At 29.1% G+C, this 26,434-nt stretch carries 24 protein-coding genes and 1 pseudogene; 1 reads left to right on the forward strand and 24 read right to left on the reverse strand.

The features are described 5' to 3' along the window. Positions 1-27 precede the first annotated feature (27 nt). The 23 genes and pseudogenes from Q1K13_RS01860 to hflX form a co-directional block, all read right to left on the reverse strand. Entirely contained in the window at positions 28-1,473 is a 1,446-nt protein-coding gene (locus Q1K13_RS01860; RefSeq protein ID WP_300347274.1) for a coproporphyrinogen III oxidase, read from the reverse strand. Beyond that, on the reverse strand, positions 1,463-2,083 hold the full coding sequence (locus tag Q1K13_RS01865; RefSeq protein ID WP_300347276.1) for an MBL fold metallo-hydrolase: 621 nt from the start codon (positions 2,081-2,083) through the stop codon (positions 1,463-1,465). Before Q1K13_RS01865 ends, Q1K13_RS01860 begins: the two co-directional genes overlap by 11 nt. A gap of 93 nt (positions 2,084-2,176) precedes the next feature. Continuing rightward, positions 2,177-2,626: a D-aminoacyl-tRNA deacylase gene (gene dtd / locus Q1K13_RS01870; RefSeq protein WP_300347277.1), complete on the reverse strand. Its 450-nt coding sequence runs from the start codon at positions 2,624-2,626 to the stop codon at positions 2,177-2,179. Positions 2,627-2,639: 13 nt separating this feature from the next. Continuing rightward, positions 2,640-4,820, reverse strand: a complete 2,181-nt coding sequence (locus Q1K13_RS01875) for a RelA/SpoT family protein (protein ID WP_300347280.1) — start codon at positions 4,818-4,820, stop codon at positions 2,640-2,642. Positions 4,821-4,969: 149 nt separating this feature from the next. After that, a complete protein-coding gene (locus Q1K13_RS01880) occupies positions 4,970-5,488 on the reverse strand; it encodes an adenine phosphoribosyltransferase (protein WP_300347282.1) in 519 nt (172 codons plus the stop codon). A gap of 41 nt (positions 5,489-5,529) precedes the next feature. Then, positions 5,530-6,384 carry a DHH family phosphoesterase gene (locus tag Q1K13_RS01885; protein WP_300347285.1) on the reverse strand — a complete coding sequence of 285 codons (855 nt, stop codon included), beginning with the start codon at positions 6,382-6,384 and terminating at the stop codon, positions 5,530-5,532. A gap of 207 nt (positions 6,385-6,591) precedes the next feature. Further along, positions 6,592-7,458, reverse strand: coding sequence for a protein translocase subunit SecF (gene secF / locus Q1K13_RS01890; RefSeq protein ID WP_300347287.1), 867 nt, complete (start codon positions 7,456-7,458; stop codon positions 6,592-6,594). Continuing rightward, a complete protein-coding gene (secD, locus tag Q1K13_RS01895) occupies positions 7,451-8,719 on the reverse strand; it encodes a protein translocase subunit SecD (protein ID WP_300347291.1) in 1,269 nt (422 codons plus the stop codon). Before secD ends, secF begins: the two co-directional genes overlap by 8 nt. A 94-nt stretch (positions 8,720-8,813) precedes the next feature. Further along, positions 8,814-10,193, reverse strand: coding sequence for a thioether cross-link-forming SCIFF peptide maturase (gene scfB, locus Q1K13_RS01900; protein ID WP_300347293.1), 1,380 nt, complete (start codon positions 10,191-10,193; stop codon positions 8,814-8,816). 69 nt (positions 10,194-10,262) lie between these two features. Then, complete coding sequence (gene scfA / locus Q1K13_RS01905) at positions 10,263-10,403, reverse strand: six-cysteine ranthipeptide SCIFF (RefSeq protein WP_003451489.1); 141 nt, start codon at positions 10,401-10,403, stop codon at positions 10,263-10,265. A 193-nt stretch (positions 10,404-10,596) separates the two neighbouring features. Further along, complete coding sequence (yajC, locus tag Q1K13_RS01910) at positions 10,597-10,866, reverse strand: preprotein translocase subunit YajC (RefSeq protein ID WP_300347295.1); 270 nt, start codon at positions 10,864-10,866, stop codon at positions 10,597-10,599. A gap of 37 nt (positions 10,867-10,903) precedes the next feature. Beyond that, positions 10,904-12,046 carry a tRNA guanosine(34) transglycosylase Tgt gene (tgt, locus tag Q1K13_RS01915; protein ID WP_300347297.1) on the reverse strand — a complete coding sequence of 381 codons (1,143 nt, stop codon included), beginning with the start codon at positions 12,044-12,046 and terminating at the stop codon, positions 10,904-10,906. Between the two features lie 23 nt (positions 12,047-12,069). Then, positions 12,070-13,095, reverse strand: a complete 1,026-nt coding sequence (queA, locus tag Q1K13_RS01920; RefSeq protein ID WP_300347301.1) for a tRNA preQ1(34) S-adenosylmethionine ribosyltransferase-isomerase QueA — start codon at positions 13,093-13,095, stop codon at positions 12,070-12,072. A gap of 81 nt (positions 13,096-13,176) precedes the next feature. Next, positions 13,177-14,217, reverse strand: coding sequence for a Holliday junction branch migration DNA helicase RuvB (gene ruvB, locus Q1K13_RS01925; RefSeq protein ID WP_300347303.1), 1,041 nt, complete (start codon positions 14,215-14,217; stop codon positions 13,177-13,179). Positions 14,218-14,230: 13 nt separating this feature from the next. Further along, entirely contained in the window at positions 14,231-14,836 is a 606-nt protein-coding gene (gene ruvA, locus Q1K13_RS01930) for a Holliday junction branch migration protein RuvA (RefSeq protein WP_300347305.1), read from the reverse strand. Between the two features lie 341 nt (positions 14,837-15,177). Further along, positions 15,178-15,771, reverse strand: a complete 594-nt coding sequence (locus Q1K13_RS01935) for a hypothetical protein (RefSeq protein ID WP_300347308.1) — start codon at positions 15,769-15,771, stop codon at positions 15,178-15,180. 138 nt (positions 15,772-15,909) lie between these two features. Continuing rightward, positions 15,910-17,589: pseudogene (locus tag Q1K13_RS01940) on the reverse strand (5'-nucleotidase C-terminal domain-containing protein); the annotation flags it as partial. Between the two features lie 923 nt (positions 17,590-18,512). Continuing rightward, positions 18,513-19,250 (reverse strand): YebC/PmpR family DNA-binding transcriptional regulator, encoded by a 738-nt coding sequence (locus Q1K13_RS01945; protein WP_300347312.1) that lies wholly within the window; start codon positions 19,248-19,250, stop codon positions 18,513-18,515. 187 nt (positions 19,251-19,437) lie between these two features. After that, on the reverse strand, positions 19,438-20,091 hold the full coding sequence (locus Q1K13_RS01950; protein ID WP_300347314.1) for a YigZ family protein: 654 nt from the start codon (positions 20,089-20,091) through the stop codon (positions 19,438-19,440). 5 nt (positions 20,092-20,096) lie between these two features. Further along, positions 20,097-21,503: an aminotransferase-like domain-containing protein gene (locus Q1K13_RS01955; RefSeq protein ID WP_300347317.1), complete on the reverse strand. Its 1,407-nt coding sequence runs from the start codon at positions 21,501-21,503 to the stop codon at positions 20,097-20,099. 14 nt (positions 21,504-21,517) lie between these two features. Beyond that, positions 21,518-22,420 carry a nucleotidyltransferase domain-containing protein gene (locus tag Q1K13_RS01960; protein ID WP_300347319.1) on the reverse strand — a complete coding sequence of 301 codons (903 nt, stop codon included), beginning with the start codon at positions 22,418-22,420 and terminating at the stop codon, positions 21,518-21,520. A gap of 47 nt (positions 22,421-22,467) precedes the next feature. Next, positions 22,468-22,935: a hypothetical protein gene (locus Q1K13_RS01965; RefSeq protein WP_300347321.1), complete on the reverse strand. Its 468-nt coding sequence runs from the start codon at positions 22,933-22,935 to the stop codon at positions 22,468-22,470. 120 nt (positions 22,936-23,055) lie between these two features. Further along, complete coding sequence (hflX, locus tag Q1K13_RS01970; RefSeq protein ID WP_300347322.1) at positions 23,056-24,855, reverse strand: GTPase HflX; 1,800 nt, start codon at positions 24,853-24,855, stop codon at positions 23,056-23,058. 106 nt (positions 24,856-24,961) lie between these two features. Between hflX and hpt the strand changes: the two genes are divergently transcribed. Then, positions 24,962-25,486, forward strand: a complete 525-nt coding sequence (gene hpt / locus Q1K13_RS01975) for a hypoxanthine phosphoribosyltransferase (RefSeq protein ID WP_300347325.1) — start codon at positions 24,962-24,964, stop codon at positions 25,484-25,486. A gap of 157 nt (positions 25,487-25,643) precedes the next feature. On the opposite strand, the gene yunB is transcribed toward hpt, so the two are convergent. Continuing rightward, entirely contained in the window at positions 25,644-26,336 is a 693-nt protein-coding gene (yunB, locus tag Q1K13_RS01980; protein ID WP_300347327.1) for a sporulation protein YunB, read from the reverse strand. Between the last annotated feature and the right edge of the window lie 98 nt (positions 26,337-26,434).

The following is a 26,434-nucleotide window of genomic DNA, read 5'->3' on the forward strand; positions in this document are numbered from 1 at the left end:
AACTATTCCTCCTACAATATTTAATTTTTATTTATATAATGTATCAAGTAATTTTATCTTACCATCAACCATTTCATCGATTCTTTTAACATATTCTTTTACATCTTTAATATTTGAAAATCTTTCTATACGATTCTTTCCTTCATCTAAGAATACAACCTTAGAAACAGCATCAGCCCCTAGTGCTATGATTGTTTGTTTATCTTCAATCATTTGAATGTTATATATACACTCTTTTTCCGATTTAGAATAACCAACATTCTCCATGTTTCCAACCATATTCTTTTGTCTATACATATAATATGGATGCATATCAAGATTTCTTCCTAATTCTTTACTCATACCATACATCTTATTAAGATTTTTTTGGTTTGCAATTTTAATACTATTATGTAAAACTAAATTTTCATGAAGTCTTGATGCTCTTTTTATTGACATTCCATGAATAGTTAAACTATCTGGATTTAATTCTTTTATTAAGGAGCAAGTTCTTTCTACTTCTTCAACATCCTCATTTGGAAGTCCTATAATAATATCCATATTTATGTTATCAAAGTATAAGCTTCTTGCCAAATTGAATTTATCCACAACATCCGCTGTTAAATGGCCTCTACCTATAGATTTTAAGGTTTTATCGTTCATAGTTTGAGGATTAATAGATATTCTAGAAACTTTATATCTTTTCATTGAATTTAATTTTTCCTCTGTTATTGAATCTGGTCTTCCACATTCTACAGTAAATTCTTTTACTTCTTCTCTATTTTCAACAAAACTCTCATAAACATGTTTCATTAATTTTTCAAACTGTTCATTATCAACTGATGTAGGAGTACCTCCCCCAAAATAAACAGTTTCTATTTTTAATCCTCTTTCATTAACATAATCTCTTATAGCTGAAATTTCCTTATTTAAAGCCTCTAAATAAGGTTCTACATCTTTCTTACATCCACCTATAGGATTCGCTGCAAAGGAACAATAAAGGCATCTAGTAGGACAAAAAGGCATTCCTACATATATACTTATTAATTTCTCATCCTTATTTACAAAACTTTCTTCTCTCTCAGCAACTTCTATACAAAGTTTAGCTTTCTCTTCACTAGCTAAGTAATTATCTTCAAAGTATTTTATTATTTCTTCTTCTGACTTTCCTTCTCTTATAAGAGATAATGCGATTTTACTTGGTCTAATACCAACTAAAGTTCCCCAAGGATATTCATCCTTAAGTGTGTATTCTAAGAATTTAAAAATTCCTTTTTTAAGTTCAGTTTTAAATCCATAGCCTTCTTCATATTCATATGAAAAACTATTTTCTCTATTTGAAACAGTAACCTTATCTTCAGCTATTGTTACATCATAGTCTCTCTCTTCATCTTCTTCTACAAATTTTAACTCTTTAAAAGTATAGAAGATATTAAACATTTGATAAACATCATATCTATACTTTAAATCATTAAGATATATTTTAATATACATAAAAATCTCCTGATAAAAATGGGTTTCTTTGTCTTTCGTGTTTTATTGTTGAACTTGGTCCATGTCCAGGATAAATAGCTATGCTATCTCCTAATGGAATAATTTTTTTATTTATACTACTTATAAGATCTCCACTATTTCCTCCTTGGAAATCACTTCTTCCTATTGATTCTTTAAATAAAGTATCTCCTGTAAATAGGCAATCTCCTATCAAGAAGCACATTCCACCTGGTGTATGTCCTGGTGTTTCTATGCATTTTGCTTCAAGATTCTTAGTTAATTTAATAATCTCTCCATCCTCTAAGTATCCATTAGCCTTTGATATTTTTCCAAAAACATCAATTTTTTTCTCAATCATTTCCTCATCTTTTTTATCTATATAAAATGGTACTTTAAATCTCTCAGCTATTTTTTCTACTGAACCAACATGATCAAAATGTCCATGTGTTAATAAAATAATAGTTGGTTTGGCTCCTAAATCCTCTATAACTTTTTCTATTCTTGATGAATCTGCTCCTGGATCTAAAATTGCACACTCTTTTGTCTCTTCATCCATAACAATGTAGCAGTTTGCTTGGTACATACCTACTGGAATTGCTTTTATCATCATATCAATCCCTCCTTCATAAACTCCTATTTAAAATAGTTTTTCTAAAATCCTATATATATTATAATGCTTTATTACTAAAATAGTAACATATGTTTAGAAATTCTTTTTACTATCTATCATTAAAGTAACTGGACCATCATTTTCTATATCAACTATCATATGTGCTCCAAACACTCCAGTTTCAACCTTTATTCCCTCTTCTCTACACATACTAACAAATTCATCAAAAAGCTTTTTGGCTTCATCCCCACCTAAAGCATTCATGAAATTTGGTCTTCTACCTTTTCTACAATCTCCATAAAGAGTGAATTGTGATATAAGAAGAAGTTCTCCCTTAACATCTTTTAATGAAAGATTCATTTTATCATCCTCATCTTCAAAAGCCCTTAAATTCAATACTTTATCTTTCATATATTTTAAATCGTCTAGTGTATCTTCTTTTCCTATTCCAACAAGAACATTAAATCCTTTATTTATAGCTCCCACAATTTCTCCATCAACCTTAACTGATGATTTATTAACTCTTTGTACTACGACTCTCATTTCAAATTCCCCTTTATTTGTTTACTCTATAAACATCAACTATTCCTTTTAATCGTCTAAATTTTTTCATTAAATCACTTAATTGTTCTACACTATCTATTTTTATTTGAATATTTATATTTGCTATTCCGTTTTTGCCTGATTTAGCATTTACTCCAACAAGACTTAGTTTAGAATCAGTTATAACAAGCATAATATCTGATAATAAACACATTCTATCTTCGGCTTTAACTTCAAGTTCTGCTACATATGCAGCTCCCTTTTCATTTCCCCAGCTAACTTCAACAACCTTTTCACTTTCTCTTTCTAATATTGACTTAAAGTTAGAACAATCTTTTCTATGAATAGAAACCCCTCTTCCTTTTGTAATATACCCCTCTATATCATCACCAGGAACAGGATTACAACATCTTGCAAATCTGATCATTATATTGTTTAATCCCTTAACAGTAACTCCACAACTTTGTTTCCTCTTAGTTTGTCTTTCATTTCTTGCAATTTGTTCTTCAATATTCTTATTTAATTCATCTTCTGTTGGTTTTTTAATTTCATTTTCTTTTAATTTAGAAATAACTGTAGAAACTAAAAGTTCACCTTCTCCTATAGAAATATACATTTCATCAATATTATTCAAATGATATCTCTTCATTAACTTCTCATATAAAGGTCCTTTTAAAAGTTCAGAAGAATTTAAAGATTGCTTCTTAAATTCTTTCTCTAAAATCTCTTTTCCTCTTTCAAGATTATCATCTCTTCTAGCTTTTCTAAGCCATTGTTTTATTTTACTTCTAGCTTGATTACTATTTGCAATCTTTAACCAATCTATATTAGGTCCTTTTGATGATGACGATGTTAATATCTCTACTATTTCACCTGTTTTAAGCTTATAATCTAAAGTAACGATTTTTCCATTCACCTTAGCTCCAACGCACTTATTTCCTATATCTGTATGGATTTTATAAGCAAAATCAATAGGTGTAGCCCCTGCTGGTAAATTTATAACTACTCCTTTTGGAGTAAACACAAATATTTCATCGGAGAATAAATCAAGTTTGAATCCTTCCATAAATTCAGTAGCATCAACAGCCTCTTTTTGCCACTCAAGTATATCTCTAAGCCAAGTTAACTTATTTTCAAAAGACATTTCTTTTGAATCTGTTCCAGTAACCCCGCTTTTATACTTCCAGTGAGCAGCTATTCCGTACTCAGCTGTTCTATGCATCTCAAAAGTTCTTATTTGTATTTCAAAAGTTTTACCACCACTACCTATTACTGTTGTATGTAATGACTGATACATATTAGGCTTAGGCATAGCTATATAATCTTTAAATCTACCAGGCATCGGTTTATAGATAGTATGCACTATTCCTAAAACTGCATAACAATCCTTAACTGTATTTACTAATATTCTTATCGCAGTTAAATCAAAAATCTGATCTATGCTCTTATGCTTGTTAACCATTTTTCTATATATACTATAGAAATGTTTTGGCCTACCATCTATCTCACATTCTATATTAGCTTTTTCTAAATTTTTCTTAATTTCATCTATTATATTTGAAATATACTCTTCACGCTCAACTCTTTTTTCTGATATCTTATGTACTAAATCATAATATTCTTCTGGATTTATATATCTTAAGCATAAGTCTTCAAGCTCCCATTTAATCTTAGACATACCTAGTCTATGGGCTAATGGAGCAAAAATATCTAAAGTTTCCTTAGCTTTTCTCTTTTGCTTTTCTGGCTTCGTATATTTAAGAGTTCTCATATTATGAAGTCTATCAGCTAACTTTATAATAATAACTCTTATATCTTTAGCCATAGCTAAAAGCATTTTTCTTACATTATCAGCCTGTTGCTCTTCTTTGCTCTTATATTTTATTTTTCCTAACTTTGTAACTCCATCTACTAAGTTTGCTACCTCAACATTGAAAATATTACTTATATCCTCATAAGTATAATCCGTATCTTCTATTACATCATGAAGAAGTCCTGCAACTATAGTATTTGTATCCATCCCCATATCAGCTAATATCATGGATACGCTAATAGGATGAGTTATGTATGGTTCACCAGATTCTCTCTTTTGTTCTTTATGTGCTTCAAAAGCTAAATCATATGCTTTTTTAACTAAATCTATATTAACATTATTCCCATTAGCTTTTATTTTAGAAATTAGTTCTTCTAACATACTGGATTTTTCTCCCCTACTTAAGATTTATTTTAATATATTATATTATTATATAACAAAAAAATAAAATAAACCAATAAAATTAATGGCTGGTTTAACAACCAGCCATTTTAACATTTAATTATGATATTTTACAAATTTAATATATATTAAACTTCATAATCAACTAATGATGTTATTTCATATCCATCTAATTTGTCTCTTCCTTTTAATTCTGTTAACTCTATAGTGAATGCTAAACCAGCCACTTCTCCACCAGCTTGCTCAACTAATTTAGCAACCGCTGCTATTGTACCACCAGTAGCTAAAAGATCATCAACTATTGCTACTCTCATTCCTGGTTTTATAGCATCTTTGTGTATTTCTAAAGTATCTTTTCCATATTCTAAATCATATTCTACTTTCACTGTATCTGAAGGTAATTTTCCTGGTTTTCTTACTGGGATAAATCCAACTCCTAAAGCATACGCTACGGGAACCCCAAATATAAATCCTCTTGCCTCTGGTCCAACAACCACATCAATATTTTTATCCTTAAAAAATGCTGCCATTTGGTCAACAGATTCTCTTAAACCTTCTCCATCAGCTATTAAAGTAGTTATGTCTTTGAAACTTATGCCTTTTTTAGGAAAATCCTCTATAACTCTTATCTTATCCTTTAAACTCATTGCTTTGCCTCCAAAATTAATAAATATATAAATTTTAATTACTACCTAATTTTTTCATTATAAATATACTTAGTTATTTGCTCTGCCCTATCCTTATCATTAGTAGTTAAAAGTTCTACTATAATTTTAGCATTGTCCTTTTTACTGATAGCTCCTTCACGAGGAGTTATCTCATTAACTATTTTTGTTATACTCTCTATATTTATTTCACTAATATTAAAGAAACTCTTAATAGCATTCAATCCTATACTATATGTATATCTTAAATATTGAATGCCTTCCTTTAATATTATTCCATTTTCACCTTTATTCTCAACATTTTTAGAAACACTACCTATAAGTATTAAATCTAAATACTTATTTATTCTCTTCATGTTATAATATATAGCAATAGCTTGCATTAACTTAAAAGTTAACCCTGAATTAGTCAAATCTTTATATCTATACGAACATTTTTCTTCACTTGGGTTTATATATGTTGAATCATAAATACACTTTGTATCTTTATTTTCCATTATTATCAAATCTATATTTAAATCATTACAAAGATTTTCAACTTTTTTATCAACAAGTCCACATCCAACTGTTATCAAAAGTTCTGCTCCTAAAAAAGCAATATCTTCTCTAAGTGTATATTCATCTATATCATAGTTTTTCTCTTCATAATCTGAACTTATACAATATTCAACATCAGCATTTAAATATTTTAATATAAGCATTAATGATGATATGGCACATATAGAATCCAAATCACATCCACCATATATAACTATCTTTTCTCTATTGTTAATTGCAGATGCTAGTCTTTCTATTGCTTTATTCATATTTTTAATATTAAAAGGGCTATACCCAGATATGTAATTAGTGCAATATATGTTTTTCCAAGCCTTCTGCATAATTTAACTCCTCCATAAAATTAAGAAAACAAGTATATTATAATTTAAAATTGACTTTTTGACAAATACTTTTCAAATAAATACGTATTCACAGTATATTTTTATATTTTTTTGTTATATTTTATTTAAATATGTCATTTTTTAAGATAAAAAACTTAAAAAGGTGCCAGAAGATTAAAATTCTTCTGACACCCATTTAAAATATTATTAATTTCTTGATTTTTTGTTTTTTTGATGGTTAGTTATCATACACCAAATTGGACTTGCTATAAATATTGATGAACAAGCACCTGATGCTATACCAACTATTAATGGGAAAGCAAAATCTCTAACAGTTGGAACGAATATATAAACACAAACTATAGTTATTAAAGTTGTAAGAGTTGTGTTTATTGATCTTGACATAGTTTGTGTAATACTTATGTCTGCAATCTCATTATTATTCTTTCCTCTTAATTTCTTTCTATTTTCTCTTATTCTATCAAATATAACTATTGTATCATTAATTGAATAACCTACTATAGTAAGAATTGCTGCTATAAATGGAGTATTTATTGTTATTCCAAAAATAGTATACACACTAATAGTTATTAATACATCATGTAAAAGAGCTACTATTGCTGCAATACCAAATGAAAATTCAAATCTTATAGCTACATATATAAGCATACATATAACTGCGATTACAAGGGCAATTATTGCATTCTTAGTCAAGTCACTGCCTACTGATGCTCCTATTTGATTTTGAGATACTAAAGCATCATCTTTTAAATCATATTTTTCTTTTAAAGCTTTGAATATTTGGTCAACTTGATTTGTATCCAAGTCCTTAGCTTTTATTTGAAGTTCTGTACCATTTACTTCATTTGTAGTTGCATCTTTTGAATAATTTACTATAATTTTATCAACATCTTCTTTATTAAATTCTTTACCCATGTTTATAACAACCTGAGTGCCACCTTTAAAGTCTATTCCAAAGTTCATTCCTCTAGTAAACATAAATCCAAAACCTATAGCAATTATAATAATTGATATAGAAAACCATATTTTTTTCTTTTCTACAATCTTAAGCATTATGTCTACCCCCTTCTTTAACTTTGATTCTACCAAACATTGAAGGTTTATTTAATATTCCCATGTTGAATCCAAGATTCATGAAGAATCTAGTTATTACTACTGCTGTAAGCATACTTATCATTATACCTATTAATAATGTTAATGCGAATCCTTTAACAGGACCTGATCCAAAGAAGTATAAAACTAACCCTGCAATAAGTGTTGTAATATTTGAGTCTACAATTGAACTTAAAGCATTACTAAATCCTATCTTCATTGCTGACTTAACACTTCTACCATTTCTAAGCTCTTCCTTAGTTCTTTCAAAAATAAGTACGTTAGCATCAACCGCCATACCTACAGTTAATAAGAAAGCTGCAATTCCTGGTAAAGTAAGTGTTACACCTACTGATATAAATGTATATAAAACTAATAAGATATATACACTAAGTGACATACAAGCTATAAATCCTGGTATTCTATAATAAAGTATCATGAATATGAAAATTATTAATACACCTATAGCTCCAGCCTTCATTGCATTTGGTAATGCATTAGAACCTAACTGGGCACCTACTGTTTCAACAGAAACTGCTTTTACTGGCACTGGTAATGCCCCTGCATTTATTATACCTGCTTTTTTTTGTGCCTCTTGTAAGTTTTGTTCTCCAGATATAACTGCTTCACCATTACTTATTATGTCATTTACAACTGGATCTGTTAACACATCATTATCCATTTTAATTGCAATTTTTTGGCCTTTGAATTTTTTTGTTGCTTCTGCGAACTTATTTTTTCCTTCTTCATTAAGTTCTAATTTTATTTCTGGTTGTCCTGTTTGAGAATTTATATATGCGCTTGCTTTTTTAACATCTTTTCCTGTTAAAATTATTTTTCCATCAGGACCTACAAAAGTTAATTCTCCTGTTTTTTGTAAAGAATCAACTATAGACTTTGAATCATATTGTCCTGGAATATCAATTCTTATTCTATTATTTCCTTCTGTTGTTACTGTTGTTTCTGAAACTCCAACTTTATTAACTCTTAAAGAAAGAAGTTCCTTAGTTGTATTTAGCTGATCTACAGTTACATCTTTAGATTGCATTTCCATAAGAACAGAAACTCCACCCTGTAAATCTAACCCTTTTGTTATAACCTCATTAAACGTTTTAAATTGATAATTCCCCAAAGTAAATCCTTTGAACCCTGCAAGAGCTAAAAAACTTATTACTGCTATGGAGATAAAGAATAATATGAAGCTACCTGTTTTTGATTTCATGGTTATCCCCCTCTGTAAAAATTTCTCTAATAAACTAAATTATATTAATTTGTTGCCATACAGTCAACATATGGCAACTTTTGTTAATACTATGTTATTTATTATTGATTTCCATAGTTTTTGATTTTAATGCTATAGCACATTCAATTCTCTTTTTCTGCATTTCACATCCAATTTCATATGGTACATGTATATCACCATTGAAATTAAAGTTGTTAGCTTGACAACCACCACTACAATAGAATCTAGCCCAACACTCTTTACACTTTGGTTTATTGTATATGTGAGCTTGTTTAAATTCTGATGTTAACTCTTTTTTCATTATTCCATCTTCTATGTTTCCTAATAAGAAATCAGGGTTTCCAACGAATTGGTGACAAGGATATATTTCTCCATCTGGAGTTACAGCAATGTACTCATGACCTGCTCCACATCCTGCTATTCTCTTGTAAACACAAGGTCCACCATTTAAATCAATGTTGAAGTGATAGAACTTAAAAATGTTGTCTCCCTCTTCTAATCTTCTTACCATTTCATTATATAATTTGTCATACTCTCCATAGATAGTTTCTAAATCTTCTCTTCTTAAAGATAACTCATGTTCATCTGGTAAAACAACTGGTTCTATTGATATTTCATCGAATCCTTCATTAGCAAGAGCCATTACATCTTGGAAGAAATCAGTATTATTTCTTGTAAAAGTACCTCTAGCATAGTATTGCTTACTTGGATCTCTCTTTTCAACCATTTTCTTTATATTTGGAAGTATTCTATCATAACTTCCTGAACCATCAACTCTTATTCTGACAGCATCGTTAACTTCTTTTCTTCCATCTATTGAAAGAATTATATTTCCTATATTTTTATCTATATAATCCATTCTCTCATCATTTAGAAGAGTAGCATTAGTAGTCATTGTAAATCTTACATTTTTACCTACTTCTTCTCCTCTTTTTTTACCATAATCGATTATTTCTTTTATAGTATCAAATACCAGTAGTGGTTCCCCACCAAATAAATCAACTTCTATATTTTTAATTCCACCTGAGTTTGCTAGTACAAAATCTATTGCTTTTTTACCAACTTCTGCACTCATTGGCTTTCTACATCCCTTGTATTCTCCTTCATCTGCAAAACAGTACTTACATCTTAAGTTACAATCATGCACAACATTTAAGCATAAAGCTTTTATATATGATGGTGCCTTATCACTTTCTTTAGCAACCTCTTCATATAAATCTCCTGAATATAAAGCCTCATCTTCAACTAATTGAAGTAAATCCTCATATGCTTCTTCTATATCTTTCACTTCGTATTTATCTTTTAATTTTTCAACTAAAGATTCTTTAGTACTTAATTTGTTATCATCATCTAACATATTGTAGATAAGATCATCAACAATATGAACACTTCCAGAGTTTACATCTACTACGTAATACTCTCCACCTTGCATAAATTTATGTATTAATGCCACAATATTTCCTCCTAACTAAGAACTATGGCAGCAACTTTAAAAGTTACTGCCACTTAAAAAATTTTATAATTAATTTTCACAAGCTAAGTTTGCTACTGTAGCTGATGTTTTACAAGCTGATTGGCATGAGTTTGCACACTCTCTGCAATCTGCTGGTTTACATAAGCTCTTTTTTAAGCTTGACTTGTTTACTGTTTTTATACGCTTCATTTACTCTTCCTCCAATCAAAACTATCTTTAACATTATACCATGCATAGGTATAATTTTAAAGTTCTTTTTAGAAAGCTTTATTTGATTTATCAACACTATTTTTTCACATTACAAGATAAAATTCAATACTTAAGCAAAAAAAATAGTTATTTTTATGCTTTTATACATTGAAATAACTATTTTTCAAAATAATTAGTCAATTTTTGAACTTATACCTTGTTTTGAAAACTCTAGTTTAGTTCTATCTTGACTAGATTCTATTATAACACTATCATCTTTTATTTTTATTATTCTACCTATGATTCCACCTCTAGTTACTATTTTGTCATTAACTTTTAGTTCTTCTATCATAGAATCGTATTTTTTCTTTCTTTTCTTTTCAGGTAAGATAAGTAGAAAATAAAATACAGCAAACATTAAAATAAAAGGTAATATCATTCCTATTAATGATTTCGGATTCATTCTAGCCACTCCCTTCTTAATTTATATAATTTTATTATTAAGCTCTTCCATTCCACTCTTCTAATTTTTTAGCTTTGAATTCAGCAAAGTATCCGCCATCTATAGCATCTCTTATATCCTCCATAAGCTTATTGTAGAAGTATAAATTGTGAAGAACACATAATCTCATAGCTAGCATTTCTTTAGCTTTGAATAAATGTCTTATGTATGCTCTTGTATAATTTTTACACGCAGGACATTGACATCCTTCATCTATTGGTCTAGCATCTAATTCAAATTTAGCATTCATTAAGTTTATTTTACCACCTTTAGTGAAAACATGACCATGTCTTCCATTTCTAGCTGGTAAAACACAATCGAAGAAGTCTACTCCTCTTTCAACTGCTTCTAATATGTTTGATGGAAGACCAACTCCCATTAAATATATTGGTTTATCTTCTGGTAAGTGAGGAACTACAGCATCTATAATTCTATACATTTCCTCATGAGTTTCTCCAACTGCTAATCCTCCGATAGCATATCCATCTAAATCCATTTCTCTTATAGTTTTAGCATGTTCTATTCTTATATCTTCATAAACTCCACCTTGGTTGATACCAAATAACATTTGTTCTTTATTTACTGTATCATCTAATGAGTTTAATCTATCCATTTCAACTTTACATCTTTCAAGCCATCTAGTTGTTCTTGCAACTGACTTTTCTACATATTCTCTAGTTGATGGGTTTGGAATACATTCATCAAAGGCCATAGCTATTGTTGAACCTAAGTTACTTTGTATTTGCATGCTTTCTTCTGGTCCCATGAATATTTTTCTTCCATCTATATGAGAGTTAAAATAAACTCCCTCTTCTTTTATTTTTCTCATTCCTGCTAATGAGAAAACTTGGAATCCACCTGAATCTGTTAAGATTGGTCTATCCCAATTCATAAATTTATGTAACCCTCCCATTTTCTTTACAACCTTATCTCCTGGTCTTAAGTGTAGGTGGTATGTATTAGAAAGCTCTACTTGACATTCTATTTCCTTTAAATCCATTGATGAAACAGCACCTTTTATGGCTGCTAATGTTCCAACATTCATGAATACAGGTGTTTGTATTGTTCCATGAGGAGTTACAAACTCTCCTCTTCTAGCTTTCCCGTCTTTCTTTAAAAGAGTGTATCTTTTTTTAGTCATGAAAACTGTCCTTCCTTTGCTTTTTATTTTATGAACATTGAATCTCCAAATGAGAAGAATCTATATTTTTCTTTTACTGCTTCATTGTAAGCATTCATTATATTATCTTGACCAGCTAAAGCTGAAACAAGCATTATTAAAGTTGATTCTGGTAAATGGAAATTTGTAATTAAATTATCTACAATATTAAACTTATATCCAGGATATATGAAAATATCTGTCCATCCACTTTGTTCTCTTACTCTTCCATTCTCATCACCAATAGTTTCTAAAGTTCTTGTTGAAGTTGTTCCAACTGCTATTACTCTATTTCCTGATTCTTTAGTTTTATTAATAAGGTCAGCATTTTCCTTATCTAAATGATAGTATTCTGAATGCATAACATGGTTATTAACATCATCAACCTTAACTGGTCTAAATGTTCCAAGGCCTACGTGTAATGTTAAATATGCTATATTAACACCCTTAGCTTTTATTTCTTTTAATAATTTCTCAGTAAAGTGTAATCCTGCTGTTGGTGCCGCTGCTGACCCTTTTTCCTTAGAATAAACTGTTTGATATCTTTCTTTATCTTCTAGTTTTTCATGAATATATGGAGGAAGTGGCATTTGTCCTAGTTCATCTAAAACTTGCTCAAATATTCCATCATACATAAACTCTATGATTCTATTTCCTTCTTCTCCAATTTCTCTAACGATAGCCTTAAGCTTTCCTTCTCCAAATGTGAAAACTGTTCCTACCTTAGCTCTTCTACCAGGCTTAGCTAAACATTCCCACTTATCCCCTTCAATTCTTTTTAAAAGAAGGAATTCTATCTTACCACCAGTTTCTTCTTTAGCACCTATAAGTCTAGCTGGTAAAACCCTAGTATTATTTAAAACTAAAGTATCTCCCTCTTTTAAGTATTCTAATATATCATGGAATCTTCTATGTTCAATTTCCCCAGTTTTCTTATCAACAACCATTAATCTTGAAGAATCTCTCTTTTCAAGTGGATATTGTGCTATAAGTTCTTCTGGTAAATCAAAATAAAAATCACTTACTTTCATCTTTACACCTTCTCTATTTTATTTATAAATCCCTATTTTAATAGTACTATAATTTTTTCAACAATACTGCTTAAAATAAAATTATTTTTCAAATAATGTATATTGTTTTGAAGCTAACTTAGCCTCATTAAACCTTGTTCTTCCTAAGTGTTTATAAGCCTTATCTGTAGCCATTCTTCCTCTTGGCGTTCTAACTATGAATCCTTTTTGAAGTAAATATGGTTCATAAACATCTTCTATTGTATCTAGCTCTTCTCCAACAAAGTATGCTAAGGTTTCTATACCTACAGGTCCCCCATTGAAATTATCTATGATAGCCTCTAAAATTTTGTTGTCTATTCTATCAAAACCTTCACCATCAACTTCTAAAAGTTCTAATGATTTTTTTGCAGCCTCTTTTGTAATTTCATTATCATATAGAACTTCTGCAAAATCTCTCACTCTTTTTAAAAGTCTATTTGCTATTCTAGGTGTACCTCTTGACCTTCTTGCAATCTCAAAGGCTCCCTCTTCAGTTATTTCACATCCTAAAATTTCAGCACTTCTAATTATGATTTCTTTTAATTGCTCATTAGTATAGTATTCCATAGAACATAAAACCCCAAATCTATCTCTTAATGGTGAACTAAGCATTCCAATTCTTGTTGTTGCACCAATCAAAGTAAATTTAGGTAAATCTAATCTTATAGACTTACTAGCAGCACCCTTACCAATTATTATGTCTAAAACATAGTCTTCCATAGCTGGATATAATATTTCCTCAACACTTCTATTTAACCTATGTATCTCATCAATAAATAAAACATCGTTTGTATTTAATGTAGTTAGTATAGCTGCTAAGTCTCCTGCTCTTTCAATTGCTGGTCCTGATGTTATTTTAAGATTTCCACCCATTTCATTAGCAATTATATTAGCCAATGTAGTCTTACCAAGACCTGGAGGACCATATAAAATTACATGATCTAAAGCTTCTCCCCTATTTTGAGCTGCTTTTATAAATATATTTAGTCTTTCTTTAACTTTATCCTGACCAATATATTCATTTATCTTCTCAGGTCTTAAACTATATTCATTAACTGAATCAATCGCCATTTCATTAGATGTAACTAATCTATCACTCATTTAATTACACCTCCTAACGCATTAAAAGTTTTAAAGACTCCTTTATCATACTTTCTAAAGTTAATGTCTTATCAACTTTTTCTAAAGCTTTCTGAGCCTCTTTTTCTGTATATCCTAAGGCGACTAAAGCACCAAGTGTTTCATTTATGTTGAAACTATAATCATTTTCTTCAATAATACCATCCATTAATGAATCTTCTTCTCCAACTAATTCATCTGGTTTTAATTTATCCTTAAGTTCTAAAATAATTCTCTGAGCTGTTTTCTTACCTATTCCTGGTGCTCTTGTTATATGTTTTTCATCCCCCATCATTATTGCATACTTTAAATTATTAACTGTACTTATTGATAAAAGTGATAAAGCAGCCTTAGCACCTACTCCATTTATAGATAAAAGAAGTTTAAACATCTCTAACTCTTCTCTTGTTGTAAAACCATATAAACCTATAAAATCTTCTCTAACTATTTGCTCTAAATAAAGAAGAACCTCTTCTGAAACCTTAGGCATATTAGACATTGTATTTCCTGAAGTAAATATTTTATATCCTATGTTGTTTAACTCAATTACAACATAGTCCTTACTTATTCCTTGAAATTGACCTCTTATATATTCGTACATTCTTAATGCTCCTAAATTGTATAATAAGTTCTTTAAATCTATATAATACTTTAACACGAAGAAGGAATATTATCAATGAGATACATAAAATTTACTTTTCCTTTAAACTCCCATAAAAGCTTTATTTCAAAGCTTTCTTAAACTTTCATATAAAGCAAAAAGATTATATCAATTGAGATTGATATAATCTAATATAAAAACTAATAAATATACATTTTATTAATTCACCTTAAAATATTTTCACTCTATCCTTAGAAATTATTTCATCTATTAATTTAGTTCCACTTTTCATTAAAATAATATTATTTTTTTAAATATATTCATAAATTTAAATACATTAATTAGCTTATATAATTTGTCATATGTTCTTCACACTCTTCTCTTGTATCATACTTTTTCTCAAAGTTAATTATTTTATCTCTATCAACTTCTGGTAAATCCTCTATTTTCTTTGTACTTACATCCTCTGGTTTTTCTATGGTTGGAACTCCCTTTGAATCAGCTTTAAACATAGCTATATACCCATCTTTTTCTCCTATATAATATTTGCCAGCTTCTAATATATTCATGTCATTTAAAAATACCATTTCTCCATTTTCTGAAGAAACAAGTTCGTACCCTTCTAAGGCCATTTCTTCTACCATAGCTTCTACTTCATCATCTGTTATACCTTCTTTTTTAGTTATTTCACCAATTGTAGTCTTATAATCAATAACCACAGCATCATCTAAAGTTCTTCTTGCAAATAATACAGTTGTATTTGGATTTTTTATGTTATTTGTTTCTTTTTTAATTGAACTACCATTTACCTCTTGAACCTTTTTTAAATTGTAATTGTAAGATAAAAAGTAACCTGTTGAAAAAACAAAAATACCTAAAAGAATAAATGCTGCTGTTTTAATACCATTATTATTTTTTATACTATTAAAATTCATATCATCACCTCATTGGTGATTATTAACAAATATTTTTTCTTTTATACATACACAAAATAAAAAGTAGTGAAAAACCCCACTACTTTTTTAATTTCATGATTAAACTTTAATAAATCATACAATTTAAGCTCTTATTTATCAAGCAACATCATCATTCTTTTTCTTTTTTAACACTAAAGTTCCACCTATACTTAATATTGTTCCAAAGACAGCAACTATTCCACCGCCAAAAGGCATTCCTGTCTGTGGTAATTTATCACTTGGTTTACTTGGCTCTATAGGTTTAACTGGATTTTCTGGATTACTTGGATCAACTGGGTTTTCTGGCTCAACTGGATTTTCTGGTTCAACTGGCTTACTAGGTTCTAAAGTTTCATCTTTTCCTGCAATAATAAGAGACTCTAAATCAGTTATTGCTTTTATTCCTTCATTTTTCCATAAGTTTGCTATCTCATCTCTTATTACTAAGTTTGTATCCTTCTTATTCTTAGCAGCTGAGAAATCATATGAATCTCCACCAACAGCCATGAAGTCATTAGTTACAACAGTATAGTACTTGTCTTCTTCAAGCTTAGTTCCATCAGCTAATCTAACAGAAGTTATTTTCTTCCCTCTTTCAGCCCCAGGAGTGTACCATACTTTAACACCAGCATGTTGTCCCCATCCAAAATTATCTGGCTCAATACCATGTTCTAAAACTTTAATTATATCTTTTCCTTTCATTTCCATTGTAAATAAAGTATTATCAAATGGAAGTATAGTATATAAATCTCCCACTGTTATAGTACCAGCTTGTAATGGAGCTCTCACTCCTCCACCATTAGTTATAGCTATATCAACTTTAGCTATTTTTCTCATAGCCTCAGCAACAGTAGCCCCCATAGGAGATAAACCTTTATCTCTATTATGATCTAAATTCACTTCTAAATCTGCTATTTTCTCTTTCATTATAGGCCCTAGTTCTTCTTCATATTTTGCTAAAATATTTTTCATATTTTCATCTTCTATAAGAGAATCTTTTCTAGCTGATATATCATCTAATTTAGTAGTAACTTCTAAGTCACCTTTTTCATCAAATTTTAAATTAACATATCCTAAATTTCTACCATTTTTATAAGCTTGAATAACTGGTACACCATTTACTACACCTTCCACTCTTTGATGACTATGAGCTGATATAATTGCATCTACTCCTTCTACATTTGCAACATCAACTATTTCTCCAGTAATTTCTCCATTTTCTCTATTTTGTTCACTTCCTAAGTGAGATAATACTACCACAGCATCAACTTTTTCTTCATTTTCTAAATAACTTACCCAAGTTTTAGTGGCTTCTTTTGGATCTTTAAATTCTAAATGAGCCACATTAGCTGGATTAGTTTTATATGCAGTTTCAGGAGTCGCAAGCCCTATAAATCCAACTTTCTTTCCTTCTCTCTCCACAATTCCATAAGGCTTGGCCCATTCTACTGGTTTGCCAGTTTCTTTTTCATATATATTAGATGCTAAGAATTCAAATTCACCAGCCTTAGCCCAATCTGGAATATATTCATACCCCCAGTCAAATTCATGATTTCCAACTGCTGAGAAATCTACTCCCATCTCTTTTAACATATCACTAACTGGTTTACCTTTTAATAAGTTAGACATGGCACTCCCTTGATATATGTCTCCCCCTGTAACAACTATAGTATTAGGTTTTTCTGATTTAACTCTTTTAACTTCTCCAACTAACTTTGAAGCCCCAACATCTTTTCCACTATTTTTTAAAGAACCATGAAAATCATTAAAAGTAAGTATAGGAATCTCAACTTCCTTACCTTTTGATTCAGTTTCTTTATTTTCTTCTGCTACTGATTCATCATTCTCTTTTAATTCTAAATCTTTTTCACTTTCTTTTCCTTCAGTAGTTTCTCTTTCCACTACTTCCTCTTCATTTTCTAAATTTGTTTCATTATTGGTGTTATGAACCCTATCATCACTAACTTCCTCTCCAAAAGATTCAGCCTTAATATTATCCATTAACTCACTATTTTCTTCTAAAGAATTTGATGGATTTTCACTTGCCATTACATTGGTAAGTGGTGATGTTACACCAAGCATCATAGTTGTAGCAACTGCAAATGCTGTAAACTTTTTTTCCCTTACTTTTTTAAGCATATATTTTCCCCCTTATTAGCTTTACATTTGTAATAAAAGTAAATTTCATACAATATATATATTACAATATGTAACGAATATTTTCCAAAGACAACTTGTTAATTATACGTTAATATTATTTTGCTTTTTATATAAAATTTACTATTAAAAGCAATATAAGTCTTTTAAATTATGTGCATACTTACTAATATTTAAATTTTTTTAATATTAAGACCTTAATTCTTATTGATTACTCTTAAATAATTATTTATTATTATATTAATTTAATAAAATTTTTAACACCAAGTTAATATCTTTCCATATTATGTATGTTAGAATATTATTATATTATTCTTTAAGATAACAATTTCTTAATTTAGGAGGATTTTATGGAATTATTATTTATTTTAATTTTTACAATGATGCTTATTACAGCTTTTGTAACCTCAATAAATGAAACTAAAAAGAATAAATAAATTAAAGATTAATATTATATAATTTCTATATAAAATAAAAAGCAGAAATCCTTAGTTAATATTCCACAATCACTAAAGATTTCTGCTTTTTCTATTTTTTCTTGTTTAAATATATTTTAAAATATACTATTCATCCCATCCTTCTGGGAATTCAGCATTGTGATAAACCTCTTGAACATCATCATCATCTTCAAGTAAGTCTAACATCTTTTGGAATTTCTTTGCATCATCTTCGTTGATAGCAGTTTCAGTGTCTGGTATCATTTTAACTGATGCTTCTAAGAATTCTAAACCTTCAGCCTCTAAAGTCTCTCTTACTGTACCAAAATCTTCTGGGGCAGTAGTTACAACGAATACTTCTTCTTCTGATGCGAAATCTTCAGCACCAGCATCTAAAGCCATCATCATTATTTCATCTTCATCTAACTCAACTTTTTCTATTACTATTTCACCTTTCTTTTGGAACATGAAAGCAACACATCCTGATGTACCCATGTTTCCGCCACCTTTAGTGAAAGCACTTCTTACATTTCCTGCAGATCTATTTTTGTTATCAGTTAATGTTTCAACCATTACTGCCACACCTGATGGACCATATCCTTCATAAACTATTGATTCGTAGTTTACTGTATCAGCCTCTCCAGATGCTTTTTTGATAGCTCTATCTATTGTATCATTAGGCATGTTAGCAGCCTTAGCTTTTGCAACTGCATCTTTTAATCTTGCATTTCCATCTAAGCTAGCTCCACCTTCTTTAACAGCCACAGCTATCTCTTTTCCTAATTTAGTGAATATTTTTCCTCTTTTGGCATCCATTTTACCTTTTTTAGCTTGTATATTATGCCACTTTGAATGTCCTGACATCCTTATTCCTCCTAACATATATATGAACTATTATTTAAATTTCTTTTAATATCTTAAAATAATACCTCAATATTATATCATAGTGATTTTCACTCTTCAACTTGCCCAAAGACACTTATACTCTTATTTATCAAAACTTTCATAAAGTTATATAAATAAATCTAAAGAGATTTTAACTCTCAAACTCTTATTCGTCAAAACTTTCGTAAAGTCTATTTCCTTCTTTGAAGTATATTCCTTCTAAATCTTTACTCATAATAGCTTTTCCATTTGTAGCCTCTGTAAAATTTTTCTCCATTTCTGGAATCATTTCTTCCTCTGCTAAAATGTATATCTTAACATTATCTGTGAACTCAGTATCTTCTATATGCCAATTATTTTGACCACAAATATATTGAATCTTTCCATATAAATCATAATCTATTTCTATTGAAAGCATAGCTCCCTTAACTTTTTCAACAATTCCTGCTGCATTTATTGCAATAGAAGCTCCCTTAGTATATGCCCTTGTAAGTCCACCTGTTCCAAGTAAAACTCCACCAAAATATCTAGTTACAACCACTGCGCAGTCTGTTATTCCCTGCTTTTTTATTACCTCTAATATTGGAATTCCTGCTGTTCCTTGTGGTTCCCCATTATCACTATATCTTTGTATTCCCATATTAGAACCAATAATATATGCATAACAATTATGTCTAGCATCCTTATGCTTATTATTTATAGAAGCTATAAATTCCTTTGCCTCTTCCTCAGTTGTAACCCTCTTAACATACCCAATAAAAACTGACTTTTTTTCTTCGAATCTATCATCAGCTGCTTTTTTTACTGTTATATAATTCATCCCATCTACCTACCTTTTAAAACATCATGTATATTATCTATTCCTCTTTCTATCTTACTATAATCTATTTGAGAAAATCCAATTCTAAAACTTTTATCACCATCATTAGGATTTTTAAAGAATATATTTCCTGGTGTTATTATAGTTTGTCTATCTTTAAGCTTATAAAATAACTCTTTAGATGTTATATCTACATTTTTATTTATCTTCAAAAATATATTAAGTCCACCCTTTGGTTCTTGAAAAGACACCATTTTTCCTAATTTATCATGAATAAGTTTCTTTATATAATTATATCTTTCTGAATATTCCCTATTTAATATTTCTATATGCTCCTTCCAGTATCCTTTATCAATATACTCTTGCAAAGCTCTTTGCATAAGACTTGATGTTGCAATATCAGTATTAACTTTCAAGGCCTGAAATTCTTCCTTAAATTTATCTGGAGCTATTAAGTATCCCATTCTTATTCCTGGCAAAAATATTTTTGAAAAACTCTTTATATATATGACTCTTTCAGAATCTAAACTTCTATATGGTGCATACACTAAGTCATCTGAATACACTAATTCTGAAAGATAATCATCCTCTAATATGTAAAAATCATATTTATATGCAAGTTCTATTATCCTTTTCTTTTTCTCTAAAGAACAACTAATTCCTGTAGGATTTTGAAAATAACTCATTGTATAAAAACACTTTATCTTATTACTTCTTAAAAGCAATTCAAATTTTTCTATGTTTGGCCCATCACTTTCCATTGGAATTTCTAAAATATTAGCTTTTCTAAGTTTAAATACTAAAAGTGCTCCTCCATATGTTGGTCTTTCAACAACAATATTATCATTTACATTAACTAAAGATTTGCCAACTATATCAATACCTTGTTGTGCCCCTGAAATTATAAGTATATTATCTAAATTATTTTCCCCTTTCCAAAATTCATCATTTATACTTTTTCTTAAATTTAAATATCCTAAAGGATCACTATATATTAACGCCTCTACTCCATCTCTTTCTAAAACATCATCTAAGGCTTTTTTTAATTTTTCAACTTGGAAAAAGTTTGCACTAGTTGTTTCTCCAGTAAAATCAATCCAATTTTTCAAATCTCCTGAGGCTATTTTTCTAAAAATCTCGTTATAATCCTGTTTAAAACTTCTATAAACTTCTTTGTTCTTTGCATAAGTTCCACTCCCTTGAGATTGATAGGCATACCCCTCTTGTGAAAGCTTTTTATAAGCATTTATAACTGTTATTTTATTTATTCCTAAATATTCTGATAAAGCCCTTATTGTTGGAAGTTTTTCTCCCTCTTCTAACTCATTATTTTCTATTAAGGATTTTATCTTTTCATAAACAACTAAATATTTACACACACCCTCTTGAAAATCCACACTAAATTTATTCATAGCCTGCACCCTTACTACTCATTATCTTTTATTAAATACACTTTTTCTGTAACTATTTTATCTCCTATTTCAGAAAATCTTTCTCTTCCACTCTTATTTACAATATCACACTTATATAAATATCCTAATATTTCCTCAAAATCAATTTTAAATCCTAAAAATTCCTTTGAAAACTTTATTTCTTGTGAACTTAAATATCTATTTTCCTTATGCATAAACTCTGTTAAAGCTTTTACAACTCTTCTTATATTTCTTTCTAAAAAGCTTTCTATATATAGATAAACTCTCTCTAAAGTATTTCTATCTGGAGTATTAAAAATACTATTTATCATATTTTCAAAATTTCTATCTAATTTCATAAGCATTCCAGTTGAACTTTTAGTTATTAAATATCCATTAAAATTTAAGTAAACCCTACTGAAACTATCTACAGAATGCATAAGCGCCTCAAATGATGAATAGAAATTCTCATTATGGACACATTTTTTATAAAGATTTATATCTTGTAGAAGTTCTCCTAAATAAACTAAATTCCACTTTTCACTATGTGAATCCATATAATACTTTATTGAAGTTAATTTATCTGATATTTCTTGATCCTTTGAAAATATTAATTTTGATGATATAAATTTTCTATGTATTGTGCTTCCCGTTATTTCTCCCTGACTAAAAGTCATAAGAAATCTTTTTGATATTATCTTTAAATGAAGTGATACTCCAAGCTCTTCTCCATATATATCTTTTATTCCTTTAAAATCCTCATCAACAATAACAAATAAATCTATATCTGACCCTTCCCATATATCTCCATTTATTATACTCCCAAAAGCAGTAACAGCAAGAACTTCCCTATTCTTCTGTAAGTCACATATAACTGACTTAAAAGAATTTTGATATTTTAATATTATTTCGCTCACAAAATATCCCTCCTCAATGACTTCTCACAAATTTATTACTCTTCAAATTACAAACATTCACTTTTCTTAATTAAGCATTCTAAAGAATCCTTTAATAAATAAACACTTACTTCTATCTGTTTTAGTATATCATAAGATAGGTCTAAAGCTTTTTTCCCTTCTCCTTTTTTACCATATGCATTAGCTTGATAAATATTAGCTGTGGCAGCTGTGTTTTGTAATGCAAAACTAAGAAAATATACTATATCTACAGAAGGTCTAACAACTCTATCATAATAAACCTTAAACTCTTCCCCAACAGATAAAGAGGCTGCACTAGCTTGTATAGTGGCTGCTTTAAAAAGAATATCTCTTACTTGAGTATATAGTCTATCAACCTCATTTGAGCAAATATTCATATTACCATCTAAAGCTTCTCTTATAAAAGCTGCGTCCAATGCATCAATACCATCTGAATTATCATCGCGTCTATCTCTTTCTCTGCTAGCTCTATTGTCTCTAGAATCATTCTCCATATAGAACTCCTAAAAATTAGTATCATTAATATTATACTTTTACTAATTAATTTTTATGATGCCACTTATTTAATAACAAAAGCTAAATTCAAACGAATTTAGCTTTCTACAAAAATAATACTACTGCTCTATTTCATATTCTCTACATTTATTTTCTACTTCTTGATCAACTTCAGCCTTTATGTAAGTTCCATCTTCTCTATAATCTTCTTCACTTACATTAGCATTTCTATGAAGATATGCTACAACCTGTTGAGATGTATATGGGATTATATATTCTTTACTCTTTAAAGTATAAGGTAATTCTTCACTTATATCATTTAATAAAGATTCTAAGTTTATTTTTTCTTTAGCTGAAATCTTAACCACTTTATTATATATTGAAGAATATTTTGCCTCTAATTCAGTTAATTTTTCTTCATCTGCCATATCAATTTTATTAAGAACTAATATTTTCGCAGATTCTAAAGCATTTAACTCTCCTAAAACTTTCTCTACTGCTATTATTTCATCCTGTGCATTATTTGATGATGCATCAACAACATGACATAAAAGATCTGAATATATAACTTCCTCTAAAGTTGATTTAAATGCTTCAACTAATTCATGAGGCAGTTTACTAACAAAACCCACTGTGTCTGTCAAAGTTATATCCCTATTATCAGGTAATTTTATGGCTCTTGTGGTTGTATCTAAGGTAGCAAAAAGCATATCAGCCTCAAAAACCTTATCCTTAGATTGAGTAGCTAATGTTGAAGCTGATTCTAAGCATAATGTATTTCTTAAAGTTGATTTACCAGCATTAGTATATCCAACCAAAGAAACCTGTGAAGTTTTATCTTTGCTTCTTCTTTCTCTTTGAGTTTCTCTTATTTTTTTGATTTTTTTAAGTTCTGCTTGAAGGTCATATATTCTTTCTCTTATATGTCTTCTATCTATCTCTAATTTCTTTTCCCCTGGTCCTCTTGTTCCTATTCCACCACCTGTTCTAGACATAACGGTACCAAGTCCCATTAATCTAGCTGCTCTATATTTTAATTGAGCAAGTTCTACCTGTATCTTAGACTCTCTAGTTTTAGCTCTTCTTGAGAATATTTCTAGAATAAGAGTAGTTCTATCAATTACCTTAACACCTAAGTTAGCCTCAAGATTTTTAACCTGTGCTCCTGATAATTCATCATCAAAAATAACTAAGTTAGCCCTAGTTATTTGTCTTATATTTGCAATCTCTAAAACCTTACCTCTTCCTATATAAAATGAAGCATCTATTTTACTTCTATTTTGAAAAACTTTTTCTAAGGTTGGAATGTTACAAGCTTTTGCAAGCTCTTCTAATTCATCTAAACTTTCTTTTGTATCACATCCAACTAAGATTGCTCTCTCACTATCATCCTCTTCAACATTACTTGTTCTTATAAGTTCTTCAATATGAGTTATCTTATCTAAGATATTCATTTCTAAACAATCTTCTATTGATATATGAGGATATTCTTCACTTATAAGAAGTTCATTTTCTACATAGCAAAATCCTAAAGATACATCCTTAGGCTTTCCCTCATCAACTGCTATAGCCATGATTGTATCTAATTTTAATTTCATAAGCGCAGATATATCTAAAGCTGATAATCTACAAACTCCACTTGGATGAGTATGAATTATTCTAACTCCTGATAATCTTTTTTCATGTATATCTAATAGAGGAATTTCTACACTTGATGAATCTCCTATAGCTACACTTACTACTTTTCCTTTTCTATTTATTCCTACACTTATCTCTCTTTCAATCTGAGAAGAAAGTCTAGAAATAACATTTATCATATCCTCTGTACAAACGCTATATTTAGGTACATTTATTTTATAAAGTTCTTCTAGTTCTTTAAGCACTAAATTTTTTATACCATCAGTATTTCCATGTATCATATATTACCACCTCGTAATATTAATTATGTTTCTTGACAATTTTCATTTAATTTTATACTATAAATACAATATTGTAAATAATACAACAAAGTTAGGGGAGAAAATCATGGAAGATAAAAACAGAAATATATTACTTTCTGAAGAACAAATTAAAGAGCAAATAGCCATTGTAGGTAAAAAATTAACCGAAGATTACAAAGATAAAAATCTTTACGTTTTATCATTATTAAGAGGAAGTTTCATTTTTGCAGCTGACTTAGTAAGAGCAATTGATACTAAAACTCAAATAGGATTCATGACTACTTCAAGTTATGGACATGGAGAAGAAAGTACAGGAATAGTTCAAGTTGTTAATGATATTCCTGATAACATAGAAGGATTAGATGTATTAATAGTTGATGATATAATTGACTCTGGAATAACAATGGACTTTGTTATTAACCATGTAAAAAAATTAGGTGCTAAATCAGTTAAAACTTGTACTCTTTTAGATAAACCATCTAGAAGAAAGGTTGACTTAAAACCTAACTACTGTTGTTTTGAAATTGAAGATTTATTCGTTGTTGGTTATGGACTAAACTACGGTGACCACTACAGAAATATACCTTATATATTCAACTGGGAAAAATAATTATTTTCAAATTATTAAAGGAGGGATTCCCTCCTTTTTCCATGCCCTAACTTGTTATTTTTTAATATATTCTCATATCATAAAAGCCAACTTATCTATGTTATAACCTTTCTCAATCACACTCTTTATTAAAAAAGATTTTAATTATTTAAACTCTCTAATTCTCAATTTTTTTCTCTTTTGAAATTCTATCTCCTTTAAGCATATTTCCACCCCCAATATACTCTGGAACTTTTCCAACTATAACTGTATCTGATAAAGGAATTTTATTAACTACCTGAACCTCTTTATACTGAAGAGGAAGTATTATTTTCAAATCAGTTTTCACATTAACAAAAATTTTATGTCTAGTCTGATTTATACCCGCACTTTCAAAAATCGATTCATAATCAACCTCTACCCTTCCTATTGGCTCCATCTTTACAGTTATGCTAGGTCCCCAGTATGACATTATATTGTTTTTTGTTATATATCCAATTGGCATCTTAACCCCTATTGATCCAATTTCCTTTATATCTTCTTGAGATTTTATAGAAACTTCAGTAGCCAAATCATTTAACTTTATTGTATCCGCTTTTAGCATATTTATATTTCCATTTTCATCCTTTTCAATATTAATCAAATCTTCATAATTAAATTTTTCGCTATATACCTCAACTATATTTTTATTAATTACGTCTACGGTTTTAGCTTGCATTTCTGAATCTGCAACCAATAAAACAGTAGATGCAATTATTTTATCAAAAATATATATAAAACTTATAAATGCTATAATGCTTATTACTAAAAATATTATTAAATATTTTTTAAAACAAACTCTTCTCTGTTTATGTTTATTTATATAATACAAGGGTTGCACCTCTTATAAATTAGTTTACTCTTAATATTATTATGCTATAATATTATATAATATTTCTTTAAATATATAATAATATAATTATGTAATTT

Origin of the sequence: Clostridium sp. (genome assembly GCF_029267215.1) — a bacterium.
In the GTDB taxonomy this organism is placed as follows: Bacteria; Bacillota; Clostridia; order Clostridiales; family Clostridiaceae; genus Sarcina.